Source organism: Paenibacillus sp. MZ03-122A (assembly GCF_024213325.1).
GTDB classification, from domain to species: domain Bacteria; phylum Bacillota; class Bacilli; order Paenibacillales; family Paenibacillaceae; genus Paenibacillus; species Paenibacillus polymyxa_B.
Window position 1 is genome coordinate 52,883 of the sequence record NZ_JANAVI010000006.1, and the last position, 13,749, is coordinate 66,631.

Annotated in this window: 11 protein-coding genes, 3 pseudogenes and 2 riboswitches; of the genes and pseudogenes, 7 read left to right on the forward strand and 7 right to left on the reverse strand. The window is 46.3% G+C overall.

All coding sequences use genetic code 11. The features are described from left to right. Nucleotides 1-20: 20 nt before the first annotated feature. Both NLX74_RS14495 and NLX74_RS14500 read right to left on the reverse strand, forming a co-directional pair. Entirely contained in the window at nt 21-1,367 is a 1,347-nt protein-coding gene (locus NLX74_RS14495) for a GH1 family beta-glucosidase (RefSeq protein WP_254329136.1), read from the reverse strand. Between the two features lie 16 nt (nt 1,368-1,383). Continuing rightward, nucleotides 1,384-1,889 (reverse strand): annotated as a pseudogene (locus tag NLX74_RS14500) (carbohydrate ABC transporter permease); the annotation flags it as partial. Nucleotides 1,890-2,183: 294 nt separating this feature from the next. Between NLX74_RS14500 and NLX74_RS14505 the strand changes: the two are divergent. Continuing rightward, nucleotides 2,184-3,224, forward strand: coding sequence for a LacI family DNA-binding transcriptional regulator (locus NLX74_RS14505; RefSeq protein ID WP_254329137.1), 1,041 nt, complete (start codon nt 2,184-2,186; stop codon nt 3,222-3,224). Nucleotides 3,225-3,309: 85 nt separating this feature from the next. On the opposite strand, the gene glpK is transcribed toward NLX74_RS14505, so the two are convergent. Together glpK and NLX74_RS14515 are read right to left on the reverse strand one after the other, a co-directional pair. Continuing rightward, complete coding sequence (gene glpK, locus NLX74_RS14510; RefSeq protein ID WP_061828827.1) at nt 3,310-4,803, reverse strand: glycerol kinase GlpK; 1,494 nt, start codon at nt 4,801-4,803, stop codon at nt 3,310-3,312. A gap of 32 nt (nt 4,804-4,835) precedes the next feature. Beyond that, nucleotides 4,836-5,660, reverse strand: coding sequence for an MIP/aquaporin family protein (locus tag NLX74_RS14515; RefSeq protein ID WP_250260568.1), 825 nt, complete (start codon nt 5,658-5,660; stop codon nt 4,836-4,838). Nucleotides 5,661-5,977: 317 nt separating this feature from the next. Between NLX74_RS14515 and NLX74_RS14520 the strand changes: the two genes are divergently transcribed. The 6 genes and pseudogenes from NLX74_RS14520 (at nt 5,978) to NLX74_RS26005 (ending at nt 11,230) form a co-directional block, all read left to right on the forward strand. Next, the gene (locus NLX74_RS14520) at nt 5,978-7,459 is read left to right on the forward strand and encodes a PTS transporter subunit EIIC (RefSeq protein ID WP_254329138.1); all 1,482 of its coding nucleotides are present in this window, start codon (nt 5,978-5,980) and stop codon (nt 7,457-7,459) included. 197 nt (nt 7,460-7,656) lie between these two features. Next, on the forward strand, nt 7,657-8,940 hold the full coding sequence (locus tag NLX74_RS14525; RefSeq protein ID WP_254329139.1) for an ABC transporter substrate-binding protein: 1,284 nt from the start codon (nt 7,657-7,659) through the stop codon (nt 8,938-8,940). 33 nt (nt 8,941-8,973) lie between these two features. Continuing rightward, on the forward strand, nt 8,974-9,849 hold the full coding sequence (locus NLX74_RS14530; protein WP_235308586.1) for a carbohydrate ABC transporter permease: 876 nt from the start codon (nt 8,974-8,976) through the stop codon (nt 9,847-9,849). 22 nt (nt 9,850-9,871) lie between these two features. Next, entirely contained in the window at nt 9,872-10,699 is an 828-nt protein-coding gene (locus NLX74_RS14535) for a carbohydrate ABC transporter permease (protein ID WP_250260565.1), read from the forward strand. 212 nt (nt 10,700-10,911) lie between these two features. After that, a pseudogene (locus tag NLX74_RS26000) lies at nt 10,912-11,053 on the forward strand (NADH-dependent alcohol dehydrogenase); the annotation flags it as partial. Between the two features lie 36 nt (nt 11,054-11,089). Beyond that, complete coding sequence (locus NLX74_RS26005; protein ID WP_483311652.1) at nt 11,090-11,230, forward strand: hypothetical protein; 141 nt, start codon at nt 11,090-11,092, stop codon at nt 11,228-11,230. Between the two features lie 99 nt (nt 11,231-11,329). Here the strand turns inward: NLX74_RS26005 and NLX74_RS14545 are convergent, their stop codons facing one another. From NLX74_RS14545 to NLX74_RS26015, 3 genes and pseudogenes are all read right to left on the reverse strand, one after another. Beyond that, entirely contained in the window at nt 11,330-12,748 is a 1,419-nt protein-coding gene (locus NLX74_RS14545) for an alanine/glycine:cation symporter family protein (RefSeq protein ID WP_254329140.1), read from the reverse strand. Between the two features lie 159 nt (nt 12,749-12,907). Then, nucleotides 12,908-13,002, reverse strand: a riboswitch (glycine riboswitch). Nucleotides 13,003-13,020: 18 nt separating this feature from the next. Next, a riboswitch (glycine riboswitch) is annotated at nt 13,021-13,097 on the reverse strand. A 165-nt stretch (nt 13,098-13,262) separates the two neighbouring features. Continuing rightward, nucleotides 13,263-13,528: pseudogene (locus tag NLX74_RS26010) on the reverse strand (family 1 glycosylhydrolase); the annotation flags it as partial. After that, nucleotides 13,518-13,631, reverse strand: a complete 114-nt coding sequence (locus tag NLX74_RS26015) for a family 1 glycosylhydrolase (protein WP_235308581.1) — start codon at nt 13,629-13,631, stop codon at nt 13,518-13,520. The gene NLX74_RS26015 and the pseudogene NLX74_RS26010, both read right to left, overlap by 11 nt. Between the last annotated feature and the right edge of the window lie 118 nt (nt 13,632-13,749).

Consider the following 13,749-nt stretch of genomic DNA (forward strand, 5'->3'; position numbering starts at 1 on the left):
GTCTTCGACGCCTTTTCTATTTAAAACCCGTTATTCGCCATCACTTGCTTGAACCACAGCGCACTTTGTTTGGGTGTCCGTTCCTGCGTGTCGTAATTGATGTGTATAATACCAAAACGTTTGCTGTATCCCCAGGCCCATTCAAAGTTATCGAGGAATGACCAGACAAAATAGCCCTTAAGCTGACCTCCCTCCCCAATAAAGCGATGGCATGCCTTTAAATGTTCCTCAATGTAATACTGACGTCCAATGTCCTCAATCTTTCCATTCACCAGCTCGTCCTTCATCGCTGCTCCGTTTTCCGTAATCAGGATGGGTAATCCCTTGGAAAAATCCTTCTCAATCCGCGTTAGCAGCTTATAAAAGGATTCAGGGTGAATCTCCCATCCCATATCCGTTACCGGTTCCTCTATGGAAACCTGCTCGACCTGAAGCAACGAAGCGTCTGTAGTCGCTCGAATGATACTGCGGGCGTAGTAGTTGATGCCCAAAAAAAACCCTGGCTGCTGAATCAGCTCCATATCACCAGGCTGTACAAAATCCAATCCGTTCAAGTGCGCCCCGTACCATTCCACCATATCCTCAGGGTATTTCCCGTTAAACAATGGTTCGGCAAACCATCGATTAATAAAACCATCCCGCCGGACAGCAGCGGCTACATCTTCGGGGTGTTCAGAGGCTGCATCGACATGCTCCATGTTCAGCGTAATACCGATGTTGCCCGTCAGTCCCTTTTCCTTGTGTAAGTTCATGGCTATCCCGTGACACATCAGAATATGGTGAGCGGCAGTAAAGGCTTCCCTCCAGTTCTCATGGCCGGGGGCATGCTCTCCTGTGCCATAGCCTAAAATAGAGGCGCAGTAGGGCTCATTTATCGTATTCCACCAGCTTATACGCTGTCCAAATCGATCCATGATTACAGAAGCATACGTTTTAAAATGTTGGATAATCTCTCGCTGCGTCCAACCGCCTTCGTCCTCAATCCACTGCGGTAGATCCCAATGATACAGCGTCAGTATTGGAATTAGCCCGGCCGACTCAATCTCATCCAGCAGACGCTCATAGAAGAGCAACCCCTGTTCGTTAACCACGCCAGGTGCGGGAATAATGCGCGGCCAGGCCACGGAAAAACGGTAATGTAAAAAGCCAAGTTGCTTCATTAATTGCACGTCTTCCTTAAAGCGGTGAAAATGGTCACAAGCCACATCTCCGCAGTCCCCTCCTATCACCTTTCCAGGTGCTCGACAGAAAGTATCCCAAATAGAAGGCGTTCTTCCTTCCTCATCCACGCCACCTTCAATTTGATAAGAAGAGGTCGAAGTTCCCCACATAAACGTGGTGGGGAATGTATAGGTATTCTCACTCATACTCGGTATCATCCTTTCAGGAATCAAGACTTACAGCTCCGGCCATTCACCGCCGACAATAAAGCGCTGGAGGAAAATATACAAAATAACGAGCGGTAGTGTAACAATCAGAATGCCGCAAGCGAGCAGCGGCCAGTTGTTCATGTATTGTCCGTAGAAAGAGAACAATCCCTTGGTCACTGGCTGATAAGCAGGATCAGACAAATAAATAGTAGGACCTATAATGTCATTCCACGCCCCTATAGCTGTCAAAATAATGCCTGTTGCCAACACCGGCTTCATCAGCGGGACAAGAATTGTAAACAAATATCGTGAATATCCGCACCCGTCCATGGCAGCCGCTTCATCCAGCTCTCGGGAGACAGACTTGATATACCCCACAAACATCAGAAAAGCGATGCCGGTACCTGTTGTTTTCAGCAAAATAAAACCAAGCTGGGTATTGTAAAGTCCCAGGCTATTAATGAGAGCAAATTGCGGAATCAGCGAATTCTGGAGATACATGGATATCAGGAAAAGCACTTTTTCAGCATTGCAAAATTCCCCCTGTACTCTTAGAATAAATGCATTTACTTTTACGAAAGTGGTTTAGTTAATTGCAGCTACTATTATGTATCGGATAGCCTGTATTTGTAAATAGAGAATTGTAAATTATCAAATAAAACATAAATCACCGTTATTACTCCTTAAAATATTAGGCAACATCCTTTATTCACACTGTTGACTCACTTCTATGAGGTAGCATAGAATACGAGTAATCATTAAGTTTGAAATAAAAGTAAATTTAACTAAATCAGTTTAGTTACGGAGGATTCCATGAATATAAAAACAATAGCTAGCATGGCAGGCGTTTCAGTGGCAACGGTTTCGAAAATCATTAACAATTACACAGACATCAGTGGGGAAACCCGGCAGCGGGTACTTAAAATCATGGAGGAAACAGGCTATAGACCGTCCTCCTCGGCCAAAACGCTTGCTACCAAAAAATCTAATCTGGTAGGCGTTATATTTGCTGGCAAGCTGAATGTTGATTTTAGTCATCCTTTTTTTGTAGATATCATTAATGTCTTCAAAAAACAGATTGGCTTGCTCGGTTACGATCTGCTATTTTTCTCAAATGAGAAATTTCTGGATAATGGAGAGGACTATTGGGCTCGCTCGAAATATTTTTCAGTGGACGGGTGCATTATTATTGCTGGAGATGAGGTGGAGAAGAGTGTTTTTGATCTCGATGCCAGCCCTATCCCCTGCATCGGTGTCGATATTGAGCTAACCGGAGCTAGTTCCTGCTACATTATGTCCGACAATCAGAAGATTTCAATGAAGGTTGTTGAGCATTTTTACATGAATGGATACCGCGAAATGGGCTTTATAGGCATTGAACGCCCCTCTTTGGTTATTAAAGAGAGAGAGGAAGCCTTTATCGCCTCACTAAAACGGTTTAGTCTTGATGTTAGACCTGAATGGGTCGTATATGGTAAGGACTACGCAGCAGAAGATGGATACCAGGTCGCGAAGGCGTGGATACAACAAGGAAATTTACCAAAAGCTATTTTTGCAGCGACCGACCTGCTTGCTTTTGGTGCCATACGTGCTTTCAAGGAAAGCGGCTTGAGGGTACCCGAGGATATTGCTGTAGTGGGATGTGATGATATAGAAGCCTGTCGTTATACCGAACCTCCACTGACGACTGTAAAACAAGACAAGCAAAAAATAGGCCGTCTAGCCGCTATGGTGCTGTTTGACCTGATGAATAAACAAATGGATACGAAATGTATTAAAGTAGAGCCGGAACTAGTCATTCGTAGCTCCTGCGGAGCCCGGCAACATTGGGACCATACGAAGGTCAAGAGTTAGCATATGCCTTAAAAAAGATGACTCCTGATAAATTCAGAAGTCATCTTTTTGCAGTTTAATATCCAGAGACCCATCGCTTAATCTATTACTTGTAGGCCATCGTCGCATTCACAGCCTTTTTCCAGCCTTCATACAAGCTTTCACGTGTTGCTTCATCCATATTCGGGGCAAAAGAGGTTTCCACCCTCACCCGCTTGCGAAGTTCATCCGTACTCTTCCAATATCCAATAGCCAAACCTGCCAGACATGCAGCTCCCAGTGCCGTCGTCTCATGGATAACTGGCCGCTCCACTGTTGCATCCAGAATATCGCTCTGGAATTGCATCAGAAAATTGTTCAACACAGCTCCTCCATCCACCCGCAGCAATTTCACTGCAATACCTGAATCAATCTCCATGGCTGTAAGCACATCCTTGGTCTGATAAGCGAGTGACTCCAATGTGGCGCGGATAAAATGCTCCTTCGTGGTCCCGCGTGTCAAACCGAACATCGCTCCGCGCACCTCGCTATCCCAGTAGGGGCTGCCCAGTCCGACAAAAGCGGGTACAAGATACACTCCTTCCGTAGACGAAACACGGGCGGCATAAGGTTCACTGTCCTTCGCCTCACGGAACATACGCAGCCCGTCTCGCAGCCACTGGATCGCCGACCCCGCTACAAACACACTCCCCTCAAGTGCATATTGCACTTTGCCTTCCTCCAGTCCCCAAGCGATGGTCGTAATCAGGCCGTGCTTGGATTCCACTGGTTGATCCCCCGTATTCATCAGCATGAAGCAGCCTGTGCCGTAAGTGTTTTTGATCATCCCTTTTTCGTAACATGCCTGACCAAACAAGGCTGCCTGCTGGTCACCTGCTGCACCGGCGATCGGTACATTCTGACCAAAGAAATGATAATCCACAGTGTGCGCATATACCTCGGAAGAAGGTCTTACCTCAGGTAGCATGATTTTCGGAACACCCAGAATGTCCAGCAGCTCTTCGTCCCACTTTAGTTCATAAATGTTGTACATCAGCGTCCTGGCTGCATTGGAGTAGTCCGTTACATGTGCCGTTCCGCCGGATAGTTTCCAGATCAGCCACGAGTCTATCGTACCGAATAACAGGTCACCTCGTTCCGCCTTTTCCCGCGCGCCCTCCACATGGTCCAGTATCCACTTTACTTTAGTGCCCGAAAAATACGGGTCGATCAACAGGCCTGTTTTGCTGTGAAAAAGCTCCTCGTGCCCTTGCCGCTTCAATTCTTCACAGATGTCCGAAGTTTGGCGTGATTGCCATACGAGTACGTTATACACGGGCACTCCTGTATTTTTGTCCCATACAGCCACCGATTCTCGCTGATTGGTAATGCCGATGGCAGCCACTTGATTTGCTTTTACACCGGATTCGGAAAGACAGGAGGCAATGACCCCGAGAATAGAGCTCCAGATTTCATTCGCATTCTGCTCTACCCAGCCGGGATGAGGAAAATACTGCGGAAATTCTCGCTGAGCCGAGTACACTACATCTCCTTCGCTATTGAACAAAATCGCTCTTGAGCTTGTCGTTCCCTGATCTAGTGACAAAATATATTTTCCCATTGTTTATCTCTCCCCGTGTAAATCCATCGTTTTTACGCTGTAAGTTTGTGATCCATTTTATGATTTTTATAAGTTCGACTCATACGGAAGGTAATCAAGAGTACAACCACGATGACCCCTAGCAAAATCCAAAAAGCCGGAGTCACACTCCCCTTAAAAACGGCCTGATAAAATGGCCCTGCGAAAGATCCCCCCAATAGCGGTCCTATAACGGGCACCCATGCATATTTCCAGTTGGACGCCCCCTTACCGGGAATCGGTAGTAAATAATGCATCAGACGCGGCCCAAAATCCCTCGCTGGATTGATGGCATAGCCCGTTGTGCCTCCAAGGGATAAACCGATACTGACAACTAAAAAACCAACAATCAGCGGTTTCAGACCATCTGTAAATGAATTGGCGCCAAACGACAGTAAAGCAAGAACAAAGATGAAAGTACCTATCATTTCACTAAGCACGTTGCCAAACGGATGATCAATAGCTGGTCCTGTCGCGAATACACTGAGTTTGGCTGCTGTGTCCTCCGTCTCTTTCCAGTGGGGCCAATAATGCAAAATAACGATCACTGCACCCGCCATGGCCCCAAGAAGCTGAGCAACAATATAGCCGGGAACATCTTGCCATGGAAAACTACCCTGAAATGCCAACGCCAGTGTAACTGCCGGATTCAAATGCGCTCCGCTGATTTGACCCACTGCATACACCGCAATAGCTACTGCGAGCCCCCAACCCATTCCGACCACAATCCAGCCGGAAGCGTGGGCAAATGACTTTTTCAGGGACACCCCTGCGCACACTCCGCCACCTAAGGCAATAAGAATCATTGTCCCTATGAATTCGGCTGCGTATGGCGACATACAACCTACCTCCTCAATAGATCATCCGATTTTGATCGCTTTCATCGCACAAAAAAAGAAAAGCCATCACAAACCAACCCTGTGCTGTACCATGGGATGTCTGCGTGGCTCTCTTGTCTCCGTCACGATTATTAACTTAAATTTGATACTATATAAGCATGTAAGCGATGTCAACTGCGGATTTACGTTTCTTCATAGCTTAAAATAATCGTTGACCATGTTAGATTCTCCGATTTATGATGTGAAAAAATGGTTTAATGTGAGGATTTCAGGATGAATACGACACTCCCAAACTCGATGAAGAAGGGAAGAATGTTATGCTGAAATTTCTGCAAAAAATCGGCAAGTCGTTAATGCTTCCAGTAGCCACTCTACCCGCTGCAGGGATCTTGCAAGGATTAGCTCTGATTAATTATGAAACGGATATACCACTTGGTCCCGGAGTTGGCGGATTTCTGAATCATTATATCACTCCTTTTCTGAACGAGGGGGCGGGGGCCATCTTCGGTAACCTTGCGCTCATTTTCTCCATTGGTGTTGCCATTGGTCTGGCAGGCGACGCAGTAGCCGCATTATCGGCAGTCATTGCCTATATGGTGCTGACCCGTATTTTGGCGGCAGTGCCGGGTATATTTGCATATATTCCAGACGACGTCAAGCTGGACATGGGCGTATTGGGGGGTATTTTTATCGGTGGATGGTCTGCTTTTCTGTTTAAAAAATATCACAATATTCAGCTCCCGGATTGGCTTGGCTTCTTCTCAGGCAAACGTTTTGTCCCCATGATCACCGCCTTCACGACCATGATTCTGGCCATTCTGCTCGGTATGATCTGGAGTCCGGTACAAGATGGGATTGCAGCCTTCGGCAACTGGATTGTTGGGTTTGGCGGAATCGGATCAATGGTATTCATGATTGCCAATCGGCTGCTGATCTTAGTCGGTTTGCATCATGTGTTGAACTCCATCGCATGGTTTCAAATTGGTGACTACACCAATGCTGCCGGTGAGGTCGTTCATGGTGACCTGACGCGTTTTTTTGCAGGCGATACATCGGCGGGGATATTCATGTCCGGCTTCTTCCCCATTATGATGTTCGCGCTGCCAGCAGCAGCCCTCGCATTCATCCATACCGCCAAACCGGAAAAACGTAAAGCCGTCGCTTCCATCTTCATCGGTTCCGCGCTGGCATCATTCCTGACCGGAATTACCGAGCCCCTCGAATTTTCGTTTATGTTCATTGCACCATTACTTTACGGCGTTCATGCTCTGCTGACAGGCCTAAGTGGCTTGGTCGTATACCTACTGGATGTCAAACTTGGCTTTTCTTTTTCAGCAGGACTCATTGACTATCTGGTCAATATGAAACTCTCCACCCACCCATTGCGAATGATCCCGGTCGGGCTTGTCTTCGCCCTCATCTATTACTTTCTGTTCCGATTTATCATTCTCAAATTCAACCTAAAAACTCCTGGGCGTGAAGATGATGTAGAAGACAGTCTCCTGTCTGACGTTAACGAAACTATATCCGATGGAAAGGCAAGCACCACATCCAACACTCAGTCCAGTCAGGCAGGCAGAATACTAACCTATCTCGGCGGTTCAGACAATATCCAAAGCATTGATGCCTGCATCACGCGGCTGCGTCTTGTCGTCAAAGACGACAAAGCGGTTAACGATCAAGCTCTCAAGCAGCTCGGAGCGTCGGGAATCATTAGGCTTGGTAACGGTACTCTACAGGTTATTTTCGGAACTCGGTCCGAAATTCTGAAAGATGAAATACAGCGGCTGATGTCATAGGCTGAATCCCTAACTTAAACACGTGCGTTCTTCATATAACAGACGCGCGTGCTTTTTTTTAGTAATAAACGTTTCAAATTTTTTGTTTTTGGTTAAGGCAATGCACATAAATGGGTAACAGCTTCATATGATGGAGCTAAACCATTTACAACTTGTTAGGCAGGTAGATTATCTCAGACAGCAAGGAGGGAAATGATGTGAAGACAGTACAATGGCTGGTATTATGTCTTGCTTTTCTCACGATGTTCAGTGCTTGTAGTGAACCCTCGTCCTCTGAAAGTCAATCATCTGAAACTAATTTGTCAAACAGAAAAAAGATAACGCTTACATTGTGGTACTGGAACCGTTCCATTGACGATGAACTACTCGCTCAGGCGGAAAAACAATTTCCCAACATTGAATTAAAAACTCAAAAAATAGGCGGTGACTTCAAAGCCAAACTGAAGACAACGCTCGCAGCTCGTTCCGGTGAACCAGACATCGTAGCTCTGAACGATTGGATGGTGGAGCTGTTCCCCAGTGCGGATCGTTTTTATGATTTAAGGGAACTCGGAGCAGACCGCTTGAAGGATCAATATTTGGAATGGAAATGGAATCAAGGGATCACTCCTGATGGTAAAATGATTGCATTTCCCATGGATACCGGGCCTACCGCCCTCTTCTACCGAAGTGATCTGTTTGAACAAGCAGGCTTGCCTAGTGATCCTGAAAAGGTTAGTGCCTCCATCCGCACATGGGATGATTACATGGCAGCCGGAGAACAACTTCAGCAGAAATTCGGAAGCCGTTCATTTTTGGCTGATAATATTGTAAACGTTTACAATCAGGTACTCGCTCAGCACACAAACCTCTACTTCAAGCCGGATGGCAGCTATATCGGCAATCAATCTCCTGATATCCGTCTGGGCTGGAAAACCGCTGTCGATTTCCACAAGAAGCATCTGCTCGCCAATGCGGATGGCTGGACTCCCGAATGGAACGCTTCGGTCAATAACGGCAAAATTGCCTCTTTTGTAGGGGCTATCTGGATGAAGCAAGTTCTCACAGAGGCCGCGCCGGATACAGCGGGCAAATGGAGAGTCGCCCGTGCTCCTGGAGGAGACGGCAACCTGGGTGGTTCTTTCATTTCTATCCTCAAATCCAGCAAACATCCCAAAGAAGCCTTTGAAGTCCTGACCTGGCTGCAAAACCCGGAACACCAGCTGGAAGCCTACCACAAAATCGGACTGTTCCCGTCCACTCCCGGCGTCTATGACGATCCTATCATGGAGACACCCGAGCCTTTCTTTGGTGGTCAGGCCACCGGACTCATCTTTGCTACCTCCGCACGTCATGTGAAAAGCAGCTATTTCGGCGAGCGCTATCCTGTCATCCACGGCATTGTGACCCGTCGCCTTGCTAATGTCGCCAAGCAGGATGCCAATCCCGATATATTATGGACGGAAACCATGGATCGAATCGAACGGGAATTACAGCGGTAAAAAAACAAAATTCAAAAAAGGCGTGTGGACAATATGCTGAGAGAAATCTGGAAGCACCGTGCCGTTTATGCTGCGATCTCGCCGTTTTATCTGCTGTTTGGCATCTTTGGACTGTTTCCGATTGGCTTTTCATTATACCTGGCGTTTCACAAATGGGACGGGATCGGAGACATGACCTACAACGGCTGGGGCAACTTTCGCTACCTTGTAACAGACAATGAATTTTGGCAGGCTGTAGGCAACACCTTTGTGATCTGGGTGTATGCAACGATTCCGATGCTATTCTTCGCACTGATTATTGCCTTTCTGCTTTATGCCCCTTTTGTGAAAATGCGCACCTTATGGCGAGTTGGATTCTTCCTGCCCAATGTGACGTCTATTGTGGCTGTTGCCATCATATTTGGTGCCTTATTTGCCAACAATTTTGGATTTCTTAACTACATTCTGCAACTCTTGGGACTACCCATGGTTCAATGGTTGAATGTGCCATGGGGTATCCAAATTGCCATTTCTTCTATGGTCGTATGGAGATGGATGGGCTATAACGCAATCATCTATTTGGCCGGACTCCAGAGTATTCCGCATGTGCTGTATGAGGCCGCCAAAATAGACGGGGCAACCGGAGCGCAAGCTTTTTTCCGCATCACTATCCCCATGCTGCGCCCAGTCATTCTGTTTACTGTCATTACGTCCACCATCGGCGGTATGCAGCTCTTCACCGAGCCACAGGTCCTGGTCGGTAATGACGGCGGTTCCGGGGCAAGTGGCATGACCATCGTTTTATACCTGTACCGCGAGTCGTTCATTAACAACTATTTTGGATATGGTGCAGCCGTCGGATGGGGCATGTTCCTCATCATTGCTCTATTCTCCATCATAAACTGGAAACTCGTTCAAGGTAAAAAATAACGATGGGAAGGAGCTTCACAACATGATGCAGACACGCGCAAAATCCTTTGTTTTATATGCCGGATTGTTGGTGGGAATCATCCTGTCGATGTTTCCATTTTACTGGCTGATCGTCATGGCAACTCGTACCACTTCAGACATTTACCGTTTTCCACCGCAATTGTGGTTTGGCAGCCACTTCTTGGATAACATAACGAGAGTATTACAGCAGATTAATTTTGTCGGAGCCTTTTTTAATACCCTTTTTGTAGCCAGTTCTGTTACCCTATTGGTTCTGTTTTTCGATTCACTGGCAGGTTTTGCATTCGCCAAGTTTGATTTTCCGGGCAAAAAAGTGCTATTTATCGTTCTGCTAGCTACGATGATGGTCCCTTCACAACTTTCGCTTGTCCCCTCCTTTGTCATGATGGCCTCCTTTGGATGGGTAGGTACGTTCAAAGCGCTTATCATCCCGGGGATGGTAAATGCCTTCGGCATTTTCTGGATTCGTCAATATGCGGAAGAATCCATTCCAAAGGAGCTGCTGGATGCGGGCCGGATGGACGGATGCAGCTTTTTTCGACTGTACTTGAATGTAGCACTGCCTATTCTACGTCCTGCGTTCGCTTTTCTCGGCGCGTTTACCTTTATAGGAGCCTGGAATGATTATTTATGGCCGCTAATCGTCTTAACGGATGAGCGTAAATTCACGCTCCAGATTGCACTGTCACAATTGAACGGAATTTACAATACGGATTATGCGATGGTCATTGCGGGCACCCTGCTGGCTGTACTTCCACTTATTATTTTGTTTCTTTTCATTAGCCGCCAGTTTATTTCCGATCTTGCCGCCGGAGCGGTCAAAGATTAGATTTACCTGAATACCCTTATTCATTTCATGTTTAATAGTTAATCGTCATTTCAAATAGCTTACATGATGAAGTCAGCTATTCGACAGACAATCAGGTTAAGCAAGTTACGATTGGACCATGAACTATGAACTGAGGGGAACTTTCCAGATGAACAAATTCACATATTATAACCCCACCAAATTAATTTTGGAGACCATCAAATTGAAGAACTGCAGCAGGGGCTAAAGATGACGGCGATGTGTCGGATGTTATCAACAAAAAGCACATGCCGACCCAGGCTTCTGCCATTCAGCAACATCCACACACTCGCCCCCACCGGTTCAGAAATGAACCCGGATTCTGTTATCACCAACTGAGAAACGAACGAAAAATACGTATGGGGCAGCGCGGTGACGCATCCGAGTGCATTCTGGACAAGTCTCGGTGCCCCTTCCACCCTGGTCGATTACAATATTAATGATGAGCAATCAGAAAAAATCGTAAACATTGCAGCCGGTGAAATGGAATATGGAGGCTTTGGTAAAAGTTGAATCAGGCATATATTATGGCTATTTTACGCGCATCACTTTAAAAATCAAAAAGGGAGTGTCCTCAAGCCTGTGATGGCTGAGGGCACTCCCTTTTGGAATTTATGAATTAATCGTTTGTCCTTTTTCTTCTACTTGGATAGCAGCCCCTACATTGGCACCTGCAAGAATGCCCTTTTTCTTATTAGGATACAGAGAATCCATATAGGTTCGGGTTTCTGCAACTACAATTCCTGATAAGCCGAGCAGTGCAATCAGGTTCGGGAAAGCCATCATTGCGTTAAAGATATCTGCCAGCAACCAAATGGCTTCCAACTTGATGAACGCACCTCCTGCTACAAGTGCGATGAACAGATAACGGTATGGTTTAATCCATTTGACACCCAGTAAATATTCAACACAACGTTCTCCGTAGTAATTCCAGCCCAGTATCGTTGTAAATGCAAATAAAATAAGGCTAATCGTCACGAGCTCTGCACCAGCCGGAAAGGCACTGGAAAACGCATGCTGGGTCATCAGACCTCCATCGTCATTTCCACTCCATATTCCCGTAACCAGCAACGTAAATCCCGTCAGATTACAAATAATCATCGTATCAATAAATACGCCTGTCATGGATATCAGCCCTTGTTCTGCAGGCCATTTCGTCTTAGCAGCAGCTGCTGCAATTGGCGCACTTCCCAAACCGGCTTCATTAGCAAAAATACCTCTGGCAACTCCGCTTCGCATCGCCAACATAATCGTCGCTCCGGCAAATCCACCCGTTGCAGATGTGGTCGAGAAGGCCCCTTGTAATACTAAAGCAATCGCATGAGGAAGCTCTCCTGCAAACTTAATGAGTACAATTAAGCAAACTACGATATAGAGCCCCGACATGAATGGAACAATCTTTGTGGATACCTTGGCAATACTTTTGAGTCCTCCAATCGTAACAACAGCAGTTAACACGGAAATAATGATCGCTGTAACTACCGTTGGCACTCCAAAGCTACTTTCCGTCGAAGAAACGATAGCCTTTACTTGCGGAAAAGTACCGATTCCAAATAGGGCTACAAGAACACCAGAAAAGGCAAACAACATCGCCAGCGGCTTGAAACGGCGGCCAAGTCCGTTTTCAATATAATACATCGGACCACCCGAAAATTGTCCGTTCCGGTCTTTAACACGGTATTTAACAGATAATAATCCTTCCGCATATTTGGTTGCCATCCCGAAAAAAGCTGCAACCAGCATCCAGAATAATGAACCGGGCCCACCCAGTTTGATTGCTGTTGCCACGCCGACGATACTTCCTGTACCTACAGTAGCTGCCAGTGCCGTACTCAATGCTCCGAAGCTGCTTACATCTCCGCTACCTTCGTCCGGCGCTTTACCAATTAGCTTGAGCGCCAAAGGCAATCGAATAACCTGGAGCAGCTTCAAACGGATCGTTAGCCACAACCCAGTGCCCATTACGAGAATAAGAAGCGGCGCTCCCCATATCCAGCTGTCAATCGTTTCCAATACATGTACCAAATTCATTTCAACCCGCTCCTCCAGCATATTAGAAAACAAAAAAGAGTCAAATCAGCTGATTCGACTCCTGGAGAGGTTAAAGGCACGAAAAAATACAACCATCTTGTGCAGGTTACTACCTCTAATAGCTCATAAAAAAGCCTAGGGTATTCCCTGTCACAGGTTATTCGCGTCTCTGTCCTTTTGCCTGAGAGTTTAAGCAGATGTTATCTGCGGTGCACCTTCGGCGCCCAATTAAGGGTCTCTCCAGAGTTCTGTCCGTTTACGGTCCCCGCTTGTTGCTGTAATCAGCCTAAGCACCTGAGAGTTTTGCCCCTTCGGTCGGAACTTTCGTTCCATCTCCCGCAAACATCAACCAGACATATGAAATTTTTATTCATTATACAGAAAACTTTCAGCTTATTACAAGTGAAAAGTTTGTGAAGCCCTCTGAAATATTATTATGTCTATCAAAAAAGCGGATATAGCAAATTTCATCCTTAGGATGTCTTCTGCTATATCCGCCCGAGATGATATGGAATTACAATTCTTCACCATTGGTTGCTATCACATTTTTATACCAGTTAAATGAGTCCTTTTTGGAGCGTTTGAGCGTTCCGTTACCGTCATCATCCAGATCAACGTAAATAAATCCGTAGCGCTTGGACATTTCGGATGTAGACATGCTCACAAGGTCGATAGGACCCCAGCTGGTGTAACCAATCAGATCAACACCGTCGGCAATCGCTTCCTTCATTGGGCAATATGCTGACGCAAGTAATCAATGCGATACGTGTCATACACAGAGGTCAATAACCACACCGCCACCGGTGAACGGGCTCATGGTCATTACATTGATTTCATTAAAGGTCATCCAGTATTTCACTTTATCCTTATAGCGTGTAAACACTGTTTCGGCATAATTTACGTAATGCTATGACTTCACGACCCAGCCAGCCATTATACTTCTGAGTCAGACCTAGCGGTGTCTCATAATGTGACAATAATACTTTAAAGCCCATTTCAGC